This window comes from Streptomyces sp. BI87 (genome assembly GCF_025957665.1).
In the GTDB taxonomy this organism is placed as follows: Bacteria; Actinomycetota; Actinomycetes; order Streptomycetales; family Streptomycetaceae; genus Streptomyces; species Streptomyces albidoflavus.
Genome location: NZ_CP110079.1, coordinates 610,280 through 626,614, shown reverse-complemented (window position 1 = coordinate 626,614; position 16,335 = coordinate 610,280). Strand labels below are relative to the sequence as shown.

Genomic DNA, 16,335 nt, shown 5'->3' with positions numbered 1-16,335 from the left:
GATGCGCTTCCGCCACCCCGACGGCTCCACCGTCCACCTCGCCTACTGCACCAACGTCCACCCCGCCGAAACCCTGGACGGGGTCCGCGCCCAGCTCCGCGACCACTGCGAGCCCATCCGCAGACGCCTGGGCCGCGACCGCCTGGGCATCGGGCTGTGGCTCGCCCGCGACGCCGCCTCCGCCCTCGTCGCCGACCCCGCCGCCCTGCGTACCCTCCGCGGCGACCTCGACCGGCGCGGCCTCGAAGTGGTCACCCTCAACGGCTTCCCCTACGAGGGGTTCGGCGAGGCCGAGGTCAAGTACCGCGTCTACCGGCCCGACTGGACCGAACGCACCCGCCTCACCCACACCACCGACCTCGCCCGCCTCCTCGCCTCCCTGCTCCCCGACGACGTCACCGAGGGCTCCGTCTCCACCCTGCCCTTCGCCTGGCGCACCGACTACGACAGCGGCCGCCACCGCACCGCGCTGGGCGCCCTCACCACCCTCGCCGAACGGCTCGACGCCCTCGCCGACCTCACCGGACGTTCCATCCGCATCGGCCTGGAACCCGAACCGGGCTGCACCGTCGAGACCACCGCCGACGCCGTCGCCGCCCTCGCCCCGCTCGGCGACACCACCGCCCACCGCGTCGGCGTCTGCCTCGACACCTGCCACCTCGCCACCTCCTTCGAGAACCCCGCCCGCGCGCTCGGCACCCTGGAGGCGGGCGGCGTCCGCATCGTCAAGGCCCAGCTCTCCGCCGCCCTGCACGCCGAGGAACCCCACCGGGCCGAGGTCCGCGAAGCCCTCGCCGCCTTCGACGAACCCCGCTTCCTCCACCAGACCCGCACCGCCACCCCGGCCGGACTGCGCGGCACCGACGACCTCGACGAGGCCCTCACCGGCGGCCTCCCCGACACCGGACCGTGGCGCTCCCACTTCCACATCCCGCTCCACGCCGACCCCGAACCACCCCTCACCTCCACCCTCCCGGTGCTCCGCGAGACCCTCGCCGGCCTCGTCGGCGGCCCCACTCCGCGCACCCACCACCTGGAGGTCGAGACGTACACCTGGCAGGCCCTGCCGCCCGCGCTGCGCCCCAAGGCCCGCGCCCGCCTCACCGAGGGCATCGCCGCCGAACTCACCCTCGCCCGCGACCTCCTCATCGACCTGGGCCTCAAGGAGCTGCCGTGACCGCCGACCGACCCCAGCCGCTCCTCGTCCTCGACGTCGTCGGCCTCACCCCGCGCCTGCTGGAGCACATGCCGCGCCTCGCCGCCCTCGGCGCCCGCGGCAGCCGCTCCCCGCTCGGCACCGTCCTGCCCGCCGTCACCTGCTCGGCCCAGTCGACCTTCCTCACCGGCACCCTCCCCGCCGACCACGGCATCGTCGGCAACGGCTGGTACTTCCGCGAACTCGGCGACGTCCTCCTGTGGCGCCAGCACAACGGCCTGGTCAGCGGCGACCGCCTCTGGGACGCCGCCCGCCGCGCCCACCCCGGCTACACCGTCGCCAACATCTGCTGGTGGTACGCGATGGGCGCCGACACCGACTGGACCGTCACCCCGCGCCCCGTCTACTACGCCGACGGCCGCAAGGAACCCGACTGCTACACCCGGCCGCCCGAGCTCCACGACGAACTCACCGAGAAACTCGGCACCTTCCCCCTCTTCCACTTCTGGGGCCCCGGCGCCGACCTCGTCTCCTCCCAGTGGATCATCGACGCCACCCGCCACGTCATGGCCACCCGCGACCCCGACCTCACCCTCGCCTACCTGCCCCACCTCGACTACGACCTCCAGCGGTTCGGCCCCGACGACCCCCGCTCGCACGCCGCCGCCCGCGAACTGGACGAGGCCGTCGGCCCGCTGCTGGACCAGGCCGAGGCGGCCGGCCGCACCGTCGTCGTCCTCTCCGAGTACGGCATCACCTCCGTCAGCCGCCCCGTCCACCTCAACCGGGTGCTGCGCGAGGCGGGGCTGCTGGAGGTCCACACCCAGGACGGCATGGAGTACCTCGACACGATGGCCTCCCGCGCCTTCGCCGTCGCCGACCACCAGCTCGCCCACGTCTACGTCAAGCGCCCCGAGGACCTCGACACCGTCCGCGCCCTCCTCGCCGACGTGCCCGGAGTCGAGAGCCTGCTGGACGAGGAGGGCAAGAAGGAGCAGGGCCTGGACCACCCACGCTCCGGAGAGTTCGTCGCCGTCGCCGCACCGGACGCCTGGTTCACGTACTACTACTGGCTCGACGACGCCCGCGCCCCCGACTTCGCCCAGCTGGTCGAGATCCACCGCAAACCGGGCTACGACCCCGTCGAGCTCTTCATGGACCCGAACGACCCCTACGTGAAGCTTCGCGCGGGAGCCGCCGTCGCCCGCAAGAAGCTCGGCATGCGCTACCGGATGGCCGTCGTCCCGCTCGACGCCTCGCCCATCCGCGGCAGCCACGGCCGCCTGCCCGCCGACGAGGCTGACGGGCCGCTCCTCCTCAGCTCCCGCCCCGGAGCCACCGAAGGCCCCGTGGCGGCCACCGACGTCAAGGCGCTCCTGCTGCGCCTCGCCGGTCTCACCACCACCCCCGCACCCGACACCGCCCCTTCCCGGGAGGACCGTTCATGAGCCGCACACCCCGCCACCTCCGCGACGTGACCGACCCCGAGCTGAGCAGCCGCCTCAGCCGCCGCACCATGCTCGGCGTCGCGGCCGGCACCGGCGCCGCCGCCCTGCTCGCCGCCGCGGCCTCCGCCTCCCCGGCCCTCGCCGCCGGCACCGACCTGGCCACCCAGGGCGAGGGCAAGCCCGGCAAGGGCGACCCCGTGCTGCCCCCCGGCCGCCTCGGCATCCAGCTCTACAGCCTCCGCGACAAGGTCGCCACCCTCGGCTTCGCCACCGTCTTCAAGGAACTCGCCCTCTACGGCTACGACGAGATCGAGTTCGCCGGCTACACCCAGGGGGAAGCCGGCCCCCTCACCCTGCGCGAACTCAAGCGCCTCGCCCGCGACCACGGCCTGAAGCCCATCGGCAGCCACGTCAACTACTACGACGACAACAACCCCGACGCCTACAGCTTCGCCCAGAACCTCGACAAGGTCCTCGACGAGGCCGCCGAACTGGGCCTGCCGCACATCGGCACCGCCTCCGGCCCCTGGCGCTACGGCGACACCGTCGACGGCTGGAAGCGCTGCGCCGAGGAGTTCAACCACTACGGCGCCGAGGCGAAGAAGCGCGGCATGAAGTTCTACCAGCACAACCACGCCGAGGAGTTCTCCTTCGCCTCCGACCGGCCCGACGTCCGCCTCTACGACGTCCTGCTCGCCGAGACCGACCCGGACCTGGTCCACCTGGAGATGGACATCTACTGGGCCTACTGCGCCCAGTTCCGCTTCTCGAAGCGCGCCGACGGCACCCCGGACCCGCTCGACCCGCTCGCGTACGTCCTCAAGCAGCCCCACCGCTACCCGCTCTTCCACGTCAAGGACGGCGAGCACGACGAGACGACCACCGACGGCTACCGCATGACCGACGTCGGTGACGGCGACATCGACTACCAGCACTTCATCTCCACCGTCACGGGCCTGCGCGGCCACCGCCACGCCCACCACTGGCAGACCGAGCACGACAACCCCACCGACTCCCTCCGCTTCGCCCGCCGCTCCAGCGCCCACCTGCACTCCCTCCGCAAGAGGAAGCGCTGACCCACCCCTGCCGGGAGGGTGCCGGAAGAGGCCGTGGGGGCCCTTTCCGCACCCTCCCGGCACCCTGTGCACGCCCCCGCTCACGCTCCGTGCCGCCCCGCCCCTGACCACCCGCTATGCAGGTGAACAGCACCCCAAACCCCTGGTAGAGTTTTCTCTGTCAGCGCGGGAAACACCCCGCAACGGCAGACACCTTGTCCGGGTGGCGGAATGGCAGACGCGCTAGCTTGAGGTGCTAGTGCCCTTTATCGGGCGTGGGGGTTCAAGTCCCCCCTCGGACACTCACGGAGAACCCCGCACGCTGTGCGGGGTTCTCCACGTTTCCGGCGGCCGCCTCAGGCCGCCGCTCCCGGGCGCGGAAAGCGGGCGCGGATCGCGTCGACGAAGAGGTCGCGTGAGGTGGGGCCGCCGAACCGGAGACGGTCGTAGGCGCAGAATGCCGGTTCCAGCCGGTCCAACTCGTCGACCAGCGCGTGCAGCCGCTCCGCCCACGGCCCCCGTGGATCGCCCGGTGCGTCCGCGGCGGCGGCGATCGCCGCCGTCAGCCGGTCCTTGCGCCGGATCGTGGCCGGGCTCACCGCGTGCAGGCAGACGTACTGTCCGCTCAGGTACGCCGCCCACTCCGCCTTCCCCTCGGCGGGGTCGGCCCAGTGCCCGGTGAACCACGCCTCCAGCCCGTCCACGCCACCCGCCTCGTCGGCGAGGGAGAACAGGTCGCGCGGCACCATCTCCGCACCGTCGGAGCGCAGGTAGCCCGGCAGCGGCAGCAGCCCCTCCAGCATCAGACGGCGGGCCGCGTCACCACCGCCCCTCCCCACGCAGACGGCCTCCAGCTCGGCGAACTGCTCACTGACGTAGGCGTCGTCGGCCGCGCTCATGGGGTGGTCGCCGTTGACCTCGCGAAAACGCGCGGCGAGCCGCTGCCTCAGCTCCGTGTCCGACATCGGGTGATCCTCCGGGGTGTGCGTGCCGTGCGGGCCTGTGCCGCACGGGTTCCCGCACGCTATCGACCGGACGTTTCGCCGCTCACCGAACCGAGGCCGCGCCGGCCGCCAGGCGGGACGTTCGGCACGGCCGATACGGGTTACGCCTACGGGTATGGCACCGAACAGGGATGGAACGAAGGACGACACGTCACCGCCGGGCCTGCGGGCGGAGCACGGGGGCGACGGCTCCGCGGCGCCGGGGCCCGCGCCCGAGGTCGAGCGGGAGGCACCCGAGCAGCCCACCGACCTGCGGAAGAAGTCGTGGAAGGCGGTGTCGCGGCGGACGGCGGCGGAGTTCCAGGACGACGAGCTGGCCGACCGGGCGGCGGCCCTGACGTACTACGGCGTGCTCGCGCTCTTCCCGGGGCTGCTGGTGCTGGTGTCGCTGCTCGGGATAGCGGGGGAGTCGGCGACCCGGCGGGTGCTCGACGCCATCAAGAAGATGACGCCGGGACCGGCGCGGGACGTCGTCACCAGCGCCGTGGAGCAGTTGCAGGGCGCGGGAGGGCTGGGCTCGCTGCTCGCCGTCGTCGGTCTGCTCGCCGCGCTGTGGTCGGCCTCCGGGTACGTGGGCGCCTTCATCCGCTCCTCCAACGCGGTCTACGACATGCCGGAGGGGCGTCCGGTGTGGAAGGTCCTCCCGGTACGGATCGGGATCACCGTGGCCCTGGTGGTCATGGCGGGCGTGAGCGCGCTGATCGTCGTCTTCACCGGTGACCTGGCGCGGCGTGCGGGGTCCGTGCTGGGGGTGGGCGACACCGCGCTGACCGTGTGGTCGATCGCCAAGTGGCCCGTCCTGCTGCTCCTGGTGATCATGATGATCGCGCTGCTGTTCTGGGCCGCCCCCAATGCCAAGACCAAGGGCTTCCGCTGGGTCTCGCCGGGCAGCTTCCTGGCGCTGGTGATCTGGCTGCTCGCCTCGGCCGGGTTCGCCGTCTACGTGGCCAACTTCGGTTCCTACAACAAGACGTACGGAACGCTGGCGGGTGTCGTCATCTTCCTCGTCTGGCTGTGGATCAGCAACATCGCCATCCTCCTCGGCCTGGAGTTCGACGCCGAGCTGGCACGGGAGCGGGCCGTGGTCGGCGGCCATCCGGTGGACGAGGAGCCGTACGTCGAGCCGCGCGACACCCGGTCCTGGTCCGAGGAGGACCACCGCGAGGCCGAGAGCGGCTGAGGCGCCTGCCGTCCGCCCCCGCCCCGGGAGCCGTACCCGTACGGAGTACATCCCGGGCGCCCGTCGGGGTAGGCGGCCGGGACGCCGCGCCGGACGCCGAGTGGCGGCCGGGCGGCCTGTCCGCCATCTTTCACCTGACCCGACCACCACCGCAGGAAGGAGCGAGGATGAGCACCCTCTCCGGCAGGCCCCCGTCTCCTGACGGCCCGGCAGGCACGACCGGCCAGCAGTCCGTCGGCGACCTCGTGAAGCAGGCGTCCGAGCAGATCGCCGAGCTGACCCGCCAGGAACTCCGCCTGGCCCGGGCCGAGATGACCGAGAAGGGCAAACGCGCAGGGCTCGGCGGTGGCCTCTTCGGTGCCGCGGGGATCGTCGGCTTCCTCGCCCTGGCGGCACTGGTGGCCACCGCGATCATCGCCCTGTCCCTGGTGTGGCCCCCGTGGTGCGCCGCCCTCGTGGTGGCGCTCCTCCTCGGGGCCCTGGCAGGACTGCTCGCCGTACTCGGCAAGAAGGAATTCGGCCGGGCGGCACCGCCCGTCCCCGAGGAAGCTATGGACAACGTGAAGGCCGATGTGGCCCAGATCAAGGAAGGAACCCGTCGATGAGCCCGCAAGCCGGCAACGACGACTCCACGCCGACCCCCGAGGAGCTCCGCGAACAGGTGGAGGGCACCCGAGAGGAGCTCGGCATGACCGTGGAGGCTCTGGCAGCCAAGGCGGACGTGAGGGCCCAGGCCCAGGCCAAGGCGGCCGGCCTCAAGGCCCAGGCGCAGGCCAGGGCGGCCGACGCCCTGGACCGTGCCCCACAGCCGGTGCGCGAGAAGGCGTACCAGGTGACCGAGGCCGCCCGGGGCGGCAAGACGGGGCCGCTGCTCGGCGTCGGCCTGGCGGCGCTCGCGCTGTGCGTCGTCGTCGCGCGGAGCAGGAGGCGTCGATGAAGGCGTCCAAGGTGCTCTACAAGCCGTTCGGGATGGCGCTGGGCGCGGCCGGCGGCGCGTTGGCCGGAGCGGTCTTCCGGAAGGTGTGGAAGGTCATCGGCCACGACGACGAGGCGCCCGGCGCCACCGACCAGGAGCGCGGCTGGCGGGAGATCGTGCTGGCGGCGGCCCTGCAAGGCGCGATCTTCGCGGCCGTCAAGGCCGCGGTGGACCGTGGCGGCGCCACCACCGTCAAGCGGCTCACCGGCTCCTGGCCCGCCTGACGTGCGAGCCCGCGCGGGAGCCCGGGCGACCGGGACGCGCGGACATCGGCAGCGAGGGCGCCCCACCCGTGACAGCACGGGCGGAGGCGCCCTCGGCCTGTCCGCGGGGGCCGCCCCCGCCGCTTCGCTCATCTGAGCGCGCTCATCACGATCTGATTTCTCACAGCGGTACCCCCTTGCCCTCTGCCCCTGTAATCGTTTCCAATCCTCCTTGTAATCGTTTCCACGCCCCGTGGTCACCTTCAGCTCCGCGCTGACGGCCACCACGGTGGACGGAGCCACAAGGAGGTGGTCCGGACATGGCGGGCATCAAAGATGTCGCCGCGGCGGCGGGGCTTTCCGTCGCCACGGTCTCCCGGGTGCTCAACGGGCACCCGTCGGTGAGCGAGGACGCCCGTAAGCGGGTGACGGCCGCGGTGGAGGGGCTCGGGTACCGGCCCAACGCCCTCGCCCGGTCGCTGCGCACCGACCAGACGCGCGCCCTCGGCCTGGTCATCAGCGACGTGCTCAACCCGTACTTCACCGAGCTGGCCCGGTCGGTGGAGGAGGAGGCGCGGGCGCTCGGCTACAGCGTCGTCATCGGCAACGCCAACGAGCGGCCCGAACTCCAGGACCACCACGTGCGGACCCTGCTCGACCGGCGGATCGACGGACTCCTCGTCTCACCCGCCGACGGCAGCTCCCCGCTGATGCGGCAGACCGCCGAGGGCCCCACCCCGATGGTCTTCGTCGACCGCTGGATGCCCGGCCTCGACGTGCCCGTGGTCCGGGCCGACGGCACCGGCGCCATCCGCGACCTCGTCGCCCACCTGCACGGCCTCGGCCACCGCAGGCTCGCCATCATCGCCGGGCCCGCCGCGACCACCACCGGCCACGAGCGCGTCGAGGCCTTCCGCGAGGCGCTGCACGCCTACGGCATCCCGCTCCCCGCCGAACTGGTCGGCCAGGGCGACTTCCAGGCGGACAGCGGGCGGCGGGTCACCGAGGGATTCCTCGCCCTGCCCGAGCCGCCCGACGTGGTCTTCGCCGCCGACAACCTGATGGCGCTCGGCGCGCTCGACGCGATCCGCGCCCGGGGCCTCGCCGTCCCGGACGACATCGGGCTCGCGGCCTTCGACGACATCCCCTGGTTCGTGCACACCGGGCCGCCGATCACCGCGATCGCCCAGCCCACCGCCGAACTCGGCCGGGCCGCCGTGCACGCCCTGACCGACCTGATCGAGGGCAGACCCCCGCAGTCGGTCACCCTCCCCTCCCGCCTCGTCGTCCGCCGTTCCTGCGGCGAGCCCGCCACGACGGCACCCGACCCCCGCGACCCCAGGAGCCAGCTGTGAGCAACCCGGACGAGTTGCTGCGCATCGAGAACATCCGCAAGACCTTCCCCGGCGTCGTCGCCCTCGACTCGGTCGACTTCGACCTGCGCCGCGGCGAGGTGCACGTGCTGCTCGGCGAGAACGGGGCCGGCAAGAGCACGCTGATCAAGATGCTCTCCGGCGCCTACCGCCCCGACAGCGGCACCCTCTACGCCGAGGGCCGCGAGGTGCGCATCCAGAGCGCCCAGGACGCCGAGCGCCTGGGCATCGCCACCATCTACCAGGAGTTCAACCTGGTGCCGGACCTCACGGTGGCCGAGAACATCTTCCTCGGCCGCCAGCCGCGCCGGTTCGGCCTCATCGACCGCAAGAAGATGGAGGCGGACGCCGAGGAGCTGCTGGCCCGCGTCGGCGTCCAGGTCTCCCCGCGCGCCCGCGTCCGCGACCTCGGCATCGCCCGCCTCCAGATGGTGGAGATCGCCAAGGCGCTCAGCCTCGACGCGCGCGTCCTGATCATGGACGAGCCGACCGCCGTGCTCACCTCCGAGGAGGTGGAGAAGCTCTTCGTCATCGTGCGGCAGCTCCGTGCCGACGGCGTCGGGATCGTCTTCATCACCCACCACCTGGAGGAGATCGCCGCCCTCGGCGACCGCGTCACCGTGCTGCGCGACGGCCGCTCCGTCGAGCAGGTCCCCGCCTCCACCCCCGAGGACGAGCTGGTCCGTCTGATGGTCGGCCGCAGCATCGACCAGCAGTACCCGCGCGAGCACCCGGAGCAGGGCGAGCCGCTGCTGACCGTGCGCGGCCTCACCCGGGACGGCGTCTTCCAGGACGTCGGCTTCGAGGTCCGCGCCGGCGAGATCGTCGGCCTCGCCGGACTGGTCGGCGCCGGGCGCACCGAGGTGGCCCGCGCCGTCTTCGGCGCCGACCCCTACGACCGGGGCAGCGTCGAGGTGCTCGGGCGCGAACTGCCCCGCCACGACGTCAACGCCGCGATGACCGCCGGGCTCGGCCTGGTCCCCGAGGACCGCAAGGGCCAGGGCCTGGTGCTCGACGCCTCCGTGCAGGAGAACCTCGGCCTGGTCACCCTCAAGGCCGCCTCGCGCGGCGGCCTGGTGGACCTCAAGGGCCAGCGCACCGCCGCCGCCCGCATCGCCGAACAGCTCGGCGTGCGGATGGCCGGCCTCGGCCAGCACGTGCGCACCCTCTCCGGCGGCAACCAGCAGAAGGTCGTCATCGGCAAGTGGCTGCTGGCCGACACCAAGGTGCTCATCCTCGACGAGCCCACCCGCGGCATCGACGTCGGCGCCAAGGTCGAGATCTACCAGCTGATGAACGAGCTGACCGCCTCCGGCCACGCCGTGCTGATGATCTCCAGCGACCTGCCCGAGGTCCTCGGCATGAGCGACCGCGTCCTCGTCATGGCCCAGGGCCGCGTCGCCGGTGAACTCGCCGGAGACGCCGCCACCCAGGACGCCGTGATGGCCCTCGCCGTCACCACACCCCCCTCGAACGACCCCGCAGTGAAGGAAGTGGAGGCCCCCCGTGGCCACTGACACCGTCAAGAACAACACGGGCAGCGGCGGCGGCTCCGCCTCGGCACTGCGCCGCGTCCTGCTCGACAACGGCGCGCTCAGCGCGCTGGTGGTCCTGGTCATCGCCATGTCGGTGCTCTCCGGCGACTTCCTGACCACCGACAACCTGCTCAACGTCGGCGTCCAGGCCGCGGTCACCGCGATCCTCGCCTTCGGCGTCACCTTCGTCATCGTCTCGGCCGGCATCGACCTCTCGGTCGGCTCGGTCGCGGCCCTCTCCGCCACCGTGCTGGCCTGGCTCGCCACCAGCGAAGGCGTCCCCGTGGTCATCGCGGTGCTGCTCGCCGCCGCCACCGGCCTCGCCTGCGGCCTGGTCAACGGCGCGCTCATCTCGTACGGCAAACTCCCGCCGTTCATCGCGACGCTGGCCATGCTCTCCATCGGGCGCGGTCTCTCCCTGGTCATCTCGCAGGGCAGCCCGATCGCCTTCCCCGACTCGGTCTCCAAGCTCGGCGACACCCTCGGCGGCTGGCTGCCGGTGCCCGTGCTGGTCATGATCGTGATGGGCCTGATCACCGCCGTCCTGCTGCGCCGCACCTACATCGGCCGCTCGATGTACGCGATCGGCGGCAACGAGGAGGCGGCCCGCCTCTCCGGCATCCGCGTCAAGCGCCAGAAGCTCGTCATCTACGCCCTCTCCGGCCTCTTCGCGGCCGTCGCCGGTGTCGTCCTCGCCTCCCGCCTCTCCTCCGCGCAGCCGCAGGCCGCCCAGGGGTACGAGCTGGACGCCATCGCCGCCGTCGTCATCGGCGGGGCGAGCCTCGCCGGCGGTGTCGGCAAGGCGTCGGGCACCCTCATCGGCGCGCTGATCCTCGCCGTGCTCCGCAACGGCCTCAACCTCCTCTCCGTCTCCGCCTTCTGGCAGCAGGTCGTCATCGGTGTCGTCATCGCGCTCGCCGTCCTCCTCGACACGCTGCGCCGCCGCACCGGCTCCACGGCCGGCGCCGCCGGAGCACCGGGAGCGCCCGGCTCGGGCGGGAAGAAGAAGAGCGCGGCCAAGTTCGGCACAGCCGCCCTCGTCGTGGCCGCCGTCGTCGCCGCCGTCTCGGTGCTCAACCCGGGGTCGTCCTCGACCACCACCAGGATCGGCATGTCGCTCTCCACCCTCAACAACCCCTTCTTCGTCCAGATGAAGGAGGGCGCCCAGGCCGAGGCGAAGGCCGCCGGGGTCGAACTGACCGTCACCGACGCCCAGAACGACGCCTCCCAGCAGGCCAACCAGCTCCAGAACTTCACCAGCTCCGGCGTGGCCTCGGTCATCGTCAACCCGGTCGACTCCGACGCCGTCGGCCCCGCCGTGCGCGGCGCCAACAAGGCGGAGATCCCGGTGATCGCCGCCGACCGCGGGGTCAACAAGGCCGACACGGCCGCGTTCGTCGCCTCCGACAACGTCGAGGGCGGCAAGCTCGCCGCCCGCTCGCTCGCCGGGGAACTGGGCGGCAAGGGCAAGATCGTCGTCCTCCAGGGCACGGCCGGCACCTCCGCCAGCCGTGAGCGCGGCGCCGGCTTCGCCGAGGGGCTCAAGGAGTTCCCGGGCATCGAGGTCGTCGCCAAGCAGCCGGCCGACTTCGACCGCTCCAAGGGCCTGGACGTCATGACCAACCTGCTCCAGGGCAACGGCGACATCGACGGCGTCTTCGCCGAGAACGACGAGATGGCGCTCGGCGCGGCGAAGGCGCTCGGCGCCAAGGCGGGCAAGGATGTCGCCGTGGTCGGCTTCGACGGGACCCCGGACGGGCTGAAGGCGGTCGAGGCGGGCACCCTGTTCGCCTCCGTCGCCCAGCAGCCCGCCGAACTCGGCAAGGCCGCCGTGCAGAACGCCGTCAAGGCCGCGCGCGGGGAGAAGACCGAGGCCCAGGTGATGGTGCCGGTCAAGGTCGTCACCGCGAAGAACGTCGCCGACTTCTCCTGAGGAAGGCCGAGTTGAGGAAGCGGGAAACCATCGTGCAGGAAGAGCACGCGGGCCACGACCTGCTGGTCGTCGGTTCGGCCAACGCCGACCTGGTGATCGGCGTCGAGCGCAGGCCGGCCCCCGGCGAGACGGTGCTCGGCTCCGACCTCGCCGTCCACCCCGGCGGCAAGGGCGGCAACCAGGCCGTCGCCGCCGCCCGCCTCGGCGCCCGTACGGCGCTGCTGGCGCGGGTCGGCGACGACGCCCACGGCCGGCTGCTGCTCGACGCGCAGCGCGCGGCCGGCACCGACACCACCGGGGTGCTGGTGGGCGGGGCCCCCACCGGGGTCGCCCTGATCACCGTGGACCCCTCGGGCGACAACAGCATCGTCGTCTCCCCGGGGGCCAACGCCCGGCTCACCCCGGCCGACGTCCGGGCCGCCGCGCCCCTCGTGGCCGGTGCCCGGGTCGTCTCCACCATGCTGGAGATCCCGCTGGAGACGGTGGCGGAGCTGGTGGCGGTCCTGCCCGCCGAAGGGCGGCTGGTGCTCAACCCGTCGCCGCCCGCGCCGCTGCCGGCCGAGGTGCTGGCCGCCTGCGACCCGCTGGTGGTCAACGAGCACGAGGCCCGGTTCATCCTGGGCGAGCAGGCGGGCGAGCTCCCCGAGGAGTGGGCGCGAGGGCTGCTGGCCCTCGGCCCGCGCTCGGTGGTCGTCACCCTCGGCGCGGAGGGCGCCCTGGTAGCGGACGGCGAGGACAAGGACGGTGTCCGCGTGCCGAGCCTCACGGTGGAGGCGGTCGACACCACCGGCGCGGGCGACGCCTTCGCGGCCGCCCTCGCCTGGCGGCTCGGCCGCGGCGAGAGCCTGGTCGAGGCGGCCCGGTACGCGGTGCGGGTCGGCGCCGCCGCCGTCACCCGGCCCGGCGCCCAGGCCTCGTACCCGACCGCCGAGGAGGTGCCGGCCCCGTGAAGCGCTCCGGCATCCTCAACCGGCACCTCGCCGGGGCACTGGCCGAACTCGGCCACGGCGACGAACTCCTCGTCTGCGACGCGGGCATGCCCATACCCGCCGGCCCGCGCGTGGTCGACCTGGCCTTCCGGGCCGGGGTCCCCTCCTTCGCCGAGGTCCTGGACGGGCTCCTCGCGGAACTGGTGGTGGAGGGCGCGACGGCCGCCGAGGAGGTGCGCACCGCCGCCCCCGCCACGGCCGGGCTGCTCGCCGAACGGCTCCCCGGGCTGGTCTACGTCAGCCACGAGGAGCTGAAGGCCCGCACCGCCCGGGCCCGGCTGGTGGTCCGCACCGGCGAGGCGACGCCGTACGCCAACGTCTCCCTGCGGTGCGGGGTCTTCTTCTGACCCGACCCGCTCGGCCACGCGTCCCGTACCCCTCTCCCGGGGGTGCGGGACGCGTCGCGTTGCGGGCCGGCTCAGCCGGAGACCCGGTCGACCAGGTCGGCGAGGGACTTGGCGAGCGTGGTGAGGCCCGCGTGGGTGGGCCCGGCGGGCTCGGTGAGGTAGGTGTCGCGGCGCAGTTCCAGCATGAGGGCGGTGACGCGGGCGTCGGTGCCGTGGAAGCGGAGCGGTACGTACGCCCCGGCGAACGGGGTGTCGAGCCCGCTGGTGGGCGCGTCCCCGAAGGCGGCCCGGGCGTGGGCGAGCAGCGCGGGCGGGGTGTGGAAGGCGTCGGTGCCCAGGCAGACCGGCGGGCGGGGCGTGGCCGGCGGCAGCTCGTAGGGGAGCACCCGGGACGGGTAGGAGTGCACGTCGAGGACGACGGCCCGGCCGGTGGCGTCGAGGCGGTCCTGCACGGCCGCGGTCATCGCCTCGGCGTACGGGTGGAAGTAGCGGTCGAGCAGCGGGGCCGGGTCGAATCCGTCGGGGCGCAGCGGGGCGCGGTGCGCCGTGCGGGTGTAGACGGCGCCCATGCCGACGGCGGTCATCTCCTCGCGGTCGTCGGGGAACCGCTCGGGGTCGACGACGAGCCGGGAGAGCCCGTTGACGAACCGCCACGGGGTGTGCGGCGCCAGCGCGGTGGCGAGGGCGGCCAGCTCGGCGGTGTGCGCGTCCGTCATCAGGTCCAGTTCGCGCACGAGCGCCGCGTCGTCCAGCAGCAGCTCGCGCCGCACCTCGGGCGGAACGGCCCGTGAGGAGTGCGGTACGTGGAGCAGTACGGGGGAGTCCTCGGCGCCGGGGAGGAGTCGGTACGGGGCGGGGGCCGGTGTCGGGGTCATGAGGTGGGTGTACCCCAGGACGGGTGCCGGGCAGTCCGGGCGCGCGGGCGGCCGCCCGGGGCCGGCGGTGCGGCCCCGGGCGGTCCGGGCAGGTCAGCCGCGCAGGAGCAGGACGACGCCCGCCGTGATCACGGCCAGCGCGAGGGCGCCGACGCCGTGTGTGGTGCGGTGCTCGCGCAGCGGCGGCAGGGCGCGGTCGGCGGCGAGGCGGCCGGGGCCGGTGAGGGCGAGGGCGGCCGCGGCGGCGACGAGGAGCAGTTCGTACTCGACGCCGTCCGGGGAGAAGAAGCCGCCGTTCCACTTGACCGCGAGGGCGTTGATCATGGTGCCGGTGACCGCGGCGGCGGCCAGCGGGGTGAGCAGGCCGAGGATCAGGGCCAGGCCGCCGAAGGTCTCGGTGAGCGCGGCGACCGTGGCCATCGCCTCCCCGGCCGGATAGCCGACGGAGGTGAAGAACTGGGCGGTCCCGTCGATGCCGCCGCCGCCGAACCAGCCGAACAGCTTCTGCGCGCCGTGCGCGGCCATGATCGCGCCGACCGCGATCCGGAGCAGCAGCAGCCCGGCGTCGGGACCGGCCCCGCGCGGGCCGGCCCCGTCGGGGCCTTCGGTGTCGGGCGTGCTGGTGGGGGAGGTGCTGGGGGCCGTCATGGAGGGGTACTCCCGCGTGGTGTGGGGGCAGGCGGACACAGCAGCCTTGCTTGAAAGCTCAAGCAAGGCTCGGGCCGAGCATAGCGGATGCTTGAGAGTTCAAGTGAAAGGTTCCGGAGGGCGGGGTCGCGAAAGGCCGGTCTCCGCATCGCACGTCCGGACACGCCGGAGCCCCGCGCGGCCGTACCGCGCGGGGCTCAAGAGGGCTGCCAGGTTCAGGAGTTCAGCTCCTCCAGGGTCTTGCCCTTGGTCTCGACGGCGAAGAAGGCGATCAGCGCGCCGACTGCCGCGACCACGGCGAGCTGGGCGAAGACCAGGCGGAGGCTGCCGCCGGCCGCGATGATGCCGCCGACCACGATGGGGCCGATGATGACGCCGAGGCGGTTCCACAGGCCGCCGAAGGCGGCGCCCTTGGCGCGGTTGCGGGTGGGGTAGAGCTCGGGGGAGTAGAGGTAGAGCCCGGCGTTGATGGCGAAGATGCAGAAGGTGGTGCAGGAGGCGAAGAAGGCGACCTGGGGGCCCGAGGAGGCGCCGACGATCGCGAGGACCGCGAGGGCGGCCGAGGCGCCGGTGAGGGCGGCGATCAGGGAGGGCCTGCGGCCGATCCGGTCGATGAAGAGCGCCATCAGGAAGTTGCCGAGCAGGCCGGTGGCGTTGCTGATCAGGGAGAAGGTCAGCGCCGTCGTGAGGTCGAGGCCGAAGGTGTCGGTGTAGAGCGAGGGCAGCCAGGTGGCGATGCCGTGGTTGACGTAGTAGGCGACGAACCAGAGGCCGGAGAGGACGGCGGTGCGGCGCAGGTAGCGGCCCTTGAAGAGGTCGGCGAGGCGGCCGGTGCCCTTCTCGTCGGGGATCTCGGCGCGCGGCGCGGGCAGCGGCTCGCGGGTGGACTCCTCGACCTCGCGCTCGATCTGGGCGATGACCGCCTCGGCCTCCTCGGTCCGCCCCTTCGCCAGCAGCCAGCGGGGCGACTCGGGGACCTTGCGGGGGAGCAGGGCGGCGATCAGGACCGGCAGGGCACCGATGAGGAACATGGCGCGCCAGCCGTAGTGCGGGATGACCCAGACCGCGACCAGGGTGGCGGCCGAGAGTCCGGCCGGGAAGATCATCTCGTAGAGGAGGACGAAGCGGCCGCGGTTGTCGGAGCGGGCGATCTCGTTGATGTACGTGGCGGCGACGGGGACCACGCCGCCGATGCCGAGCCCTTGCAGGAAGCGGAAGAGCGCGAACATCTCGATGTTGCCGGAGGCGGCCACGGCCAGGGAGGCGAGGCCGGTCAGGGCGACGCCGAGGGCGACGGTGCGGACCCGGCCGATCCGGTCGCCGAGCCAGCCGGCGCCGAGCGCGCCGAAGAGCATGCCGATCGAGCCGGTGGTGACGGCCATGGTCGCCTGGCCGGTGGAGAGGTTCCACTCGTCCATGAGGACCGGCAGGGCGGAGGCGGCGAGCAGATGGTCGAACGCCTCGAAGAAGGTGACGGCGCCGATGAGGACGCGGACCTTGACGTGCCAGCGGGAATGGGGCAGCCGTTCCAGCCGGGCGGCGATGGAGCCCACAACAGGGTTGTTGGCCACGGTCGACATGGGGTTCCTTCCGCGAGCAGAAGAGGGAGTGCG

At 73.1% G+C, this 16,335-nt stretch carries 16 protein-coding genes and 1 tRNA gene; 13 read left to right on the top strand and 4 right to left on the bottom strand.

Features of this window, described 5'->3' with window-relative positions; genetic code table 11:
• Position 1: 1 nt before the first annotated feature.
• From eboE to OIM89_RS02615, 4 genes are all read left to right on the top strand, one after another.
• Entirely contained in the window at positions 2-1,177 is a 1,176-nt protein-coding gene (gene eboE / locus OIM89_RS02630) for a metabolite traffic protein EboE (protein ID WP_047468818.1), read from the top strand.
• Positions 1,174-2,604 carry a nucleotide pyrophosphatase/phosphodiesterase family protein gene (locus OIM89_RS02625; RefSeq protein WP_030694878.1) on the top strand — a complete coding sequence of 477 codons (1,431 nt, stop codon included), beginning with the start codon at positions 1,174-1,176 and terminating at the stop codon, positions 2,602-2,604. The genes eboE and OIM89_RS02625 overlap by 4 nt, the downstream gene beginning before the upstream one ends.
• Positions 2,601-3,680 (top strand): sugar phosphate isomerase/epimerase family protein, encoded by a 1,080-nt coding sequence (locus OIM89_RS02620; RefSeq protein WP_030694879.1) that lies wholly within the window; start codon positions 2,601-2,603, stop codon positions 3,678-3,680. The genes OIM89_RS02625 and OIM89_RS02620 overlap by 4 nt, the downstream gene beginning before the upstream one ends.
• A gap of 196 nt (positions 3,681-3,876) precedes the next feature.
• Positions 3,877-3,961, top strand: a tRNA-Leu gene (locus OIM89_RS02615).
• A gap of 54 nt (positions 3,962-4,015) precedes the next feature.
• Here the strand turns inward: OIM89_RS02615 and OIM89_RS02610 are convergent.
• Positions 4,016-4,624 carry a DUF6058 family natural product biosynthesis protein gene (locus OIM89_RS02610; RefSeq protein ID WP_030694880.1) on the bottom strand — a complete coding sequence of 203 codons (609 nt, stop codon included), beginning with the start codon at positions 4,622-4,624 and terminating at the stop codon, positions 4,016-4,018.
• Between the two features lie 154 nt (positions 4,625-4,778).
• Between OIM89_RS02610 and OIM89_RS02605 the strand changes: the two genes are divergently transcribed.
• The 9 genes from OIM89_RS02605 to rbsD all read left to right on the top strand — a co-directional run bounded on the left by OIM89_RS02605 (position 4,779) and on the right by rbsD (position 13,199).
• Positions 4,779-5,843: a YihY/virulence factor BrkB family protein gene (locus tag OIM89_RS02605; protein WP_408907848.1), complete on the top strand. Its 1,065-nt coding sequence runs from the start codon at positions 4,779-4,781 to the stop codon at positions 5,841-5,843.
• Between the two features lie 167 nt (positions 5,844-6,010).
• Complete coding sequence (locus tag OIM89_RS02600) at positions 6,011-6,448, top strand: phage holin family protein (protein ID WP_047141178.1); 438 nt, start codon at positions 6,011-6,013, stop codon at positions 6,446-6,448.
• Entirely contained in the window at positions 6,445-6,780 is a 336-nt protein-coding gene (locus tag OIM89_RS02595; protein WP_047468829.1) for a DUF3618 domain-containing protein, read from the top strand. The genes OIM89_RS02600 and OIM89_RS02595 overlap by 4 nt, the downstream gene beginning before the upstream one ends.
• Positions 6,777-7,043 carry a DUF4235 domain-containing protein gene (locus OIM89_RS02590; protein WP_030694884.1) on the top strand — a complete coding sequence of 89 codons (267 nt, stop codon included), beginning with the start codon at positions 6,777-6,779 and terminating at the stop codon, positions 7,041-7,043. Before OIM89_RS02595 ends, OIM89_RS02590 begins: the two co-directional genes overlap by 4 nt.
• A 299-nt stretch (positions 7,044-7,342) precedes the next feature.
• Entirely contained in the window at positions 7,343-8,377 is a 1,035-nt protein-coding gene (locus tag OIM89_RS02585) for a LacI family DNA-binding transcriptional regulator (protein WP_047468833.1), read from the top strand.
• On the top strand, positions 8,374-9,912 hold the full coding sequence (locus OIM89_RS02580) for a sugar ABC transporter ATP-binding protein (RefSeq protein ID WP_030694886.1): 1,539 nt from the start codon (positions 8,374-8,376) through the stop codon (positions 9,910-9,912). Before OIM89_RS02585 ends, OIM89_RS02580 begins: the two co-directional genes overlap by 4 nt.
• Positions 9,902-11,863, top strand: coding sequence for a substrate-binding domain-containing protein (locus tag OIM89_RS02575; RefSeq protein WP_151167594.1), 1,962 nt, complete (start codon positions 9,902-9,904; stop codon positions 11,861-11,863). Before OIM89_RS02580 ends, OIM89_RS02575 begins: the two co-directional genes overlap by 11 nt.
• A gap of 32 nt (positions 11,864-11,895) precedes the next feature.
• Positions 11,896-12,813, top strand: coding sequence for a ribokinase (locus tag OIM89_RS02570; RefSeq protein ID WP_047468840.1), 918 nt, complete (start codon positions 11,896-11,898; stop codon positions 12,811-12,813).
• Entirely contained in the window at positions 12,810-13,199 is a 390-nt protein-coding gene (gene rbsD, locus OIM89_RS02565) for a D-ribose pyranase (RefSeq protein ID WP_030694889.1), read from the top strand. The genes OIM89_RS02570 and rbsD overlap by 4 nt, the downstream gene beginning before the upstream one ends.
• A gap of 71 nt (positions 13,200-13,270) precedes the next feature.
• On the opposite strand, the gene OIM89_RS02560 is transcribed toward rbsD, so the two are convergent.
• From OIM89_RS02560 to OIM89_RS02550, 3 genes are all read right to left on the bottom strand, one after another.
• Complete coding sequence (locus OIM89_RS02560; RefSeq protein WP_078951547.1) at positions 13,271-14,092, bottom strand: N-formylglutamate amidohydrolase; 822 nt, start codon at positions 14,090-14,092, stop codon at positions 13,271-13,273.
• Between the two features lie 75 nt (positions 14,093-14,167).
• Positions 14,168-14,722, bottom strand: a complete 555-nt coding sequence (locus OIM89_RS02555; protein WP_030694891.1) for a DoxX family protein — start codon at positions 14,720-14,722, stop codon at positions 14,168-14,170.
• Between the two features lie 215 nt (positions 14,723-14,937).
• Positions 14,938-16,302, bottom strand: coding sequence for an MFS transporter (locus OIM89_RS02550; protein ID WP_175457047.1), 1,365 nt, complete (start codon positions 16,300-16,302; stop codon positions 14,938-14,940).
• Positions 16,303-16,335: the final 33 nt, after the last annotated feature.

Coding starts and splice junctions, on each gene's coding strand:
- eboE (WP_047468818.1), top strand. CDS start 2: ATGCGCTTCCGCCACCCCGACGGCTCCACCGTCCACCTCGCCTACTGC.
- OIM89_RS02620 (WP_030694879.1), top strand. CDS start 2,601: ATGAGCCGCACACCCCGCCACCTCCGCGACGTGACCGACCCCGAGCTG.
- OIM89_RS02610 (WP_030694880.1), bottom strand. CDS start 4,624: ATGTCGGACACGGAGCTGAGGCAGCGGCTCGCCGCGCGTTTTCGCGAG.
- OIM89_RS02605 (WP_408907848.1), top strand. CDS start 4,779: ATGGCACCGAACAGGGATGGAACGAAGGACGACACGTCACCGCCGGGC.
- OIM89_RS02600 (WP_047141178.1), top strand. CDS start 6,011: ATGAGCACCCTCTCCGGCAGGCCCCCGTCTCCTGACGGCCCGGCAGGC.
- OIM89_RS02595 (WP_047468829.1), top strand. CDS start 6,445: ATGAGCCCGCAAGCCGGCAACGACGACTCCACGCCGACCCCCGAGGAG.
- OIM89_RS02590 (WP_030694884.1), top strand. CDS start 6,777: ATGAAGGCGTCCAAGGTGCTCTACAAGCCGTTCGGGATGGCGCTGGGC.
- OIM89_RS02585 (WP_047468833.1), top strand. CDS start 7,343: ATGGCGGGCATCAAAGATGTCGCCGCGGCGGCGGGGCTTTCCGTCGCC.
- OIM89_RS02555 (WP_030694891.1), bottom strand. CDS start 14,722: ATGACGGCCCCCAGCACCTCCCCCACCAGCACGCCCGACACCGAAGGC.
- OIM89_RS02550 (WP_175457047.1), bottom strand. CDS start 16,302: ATGTCGACCGTGGCCAACAACCCTGTTGTGGGCTCCATCGCCGCCCGG.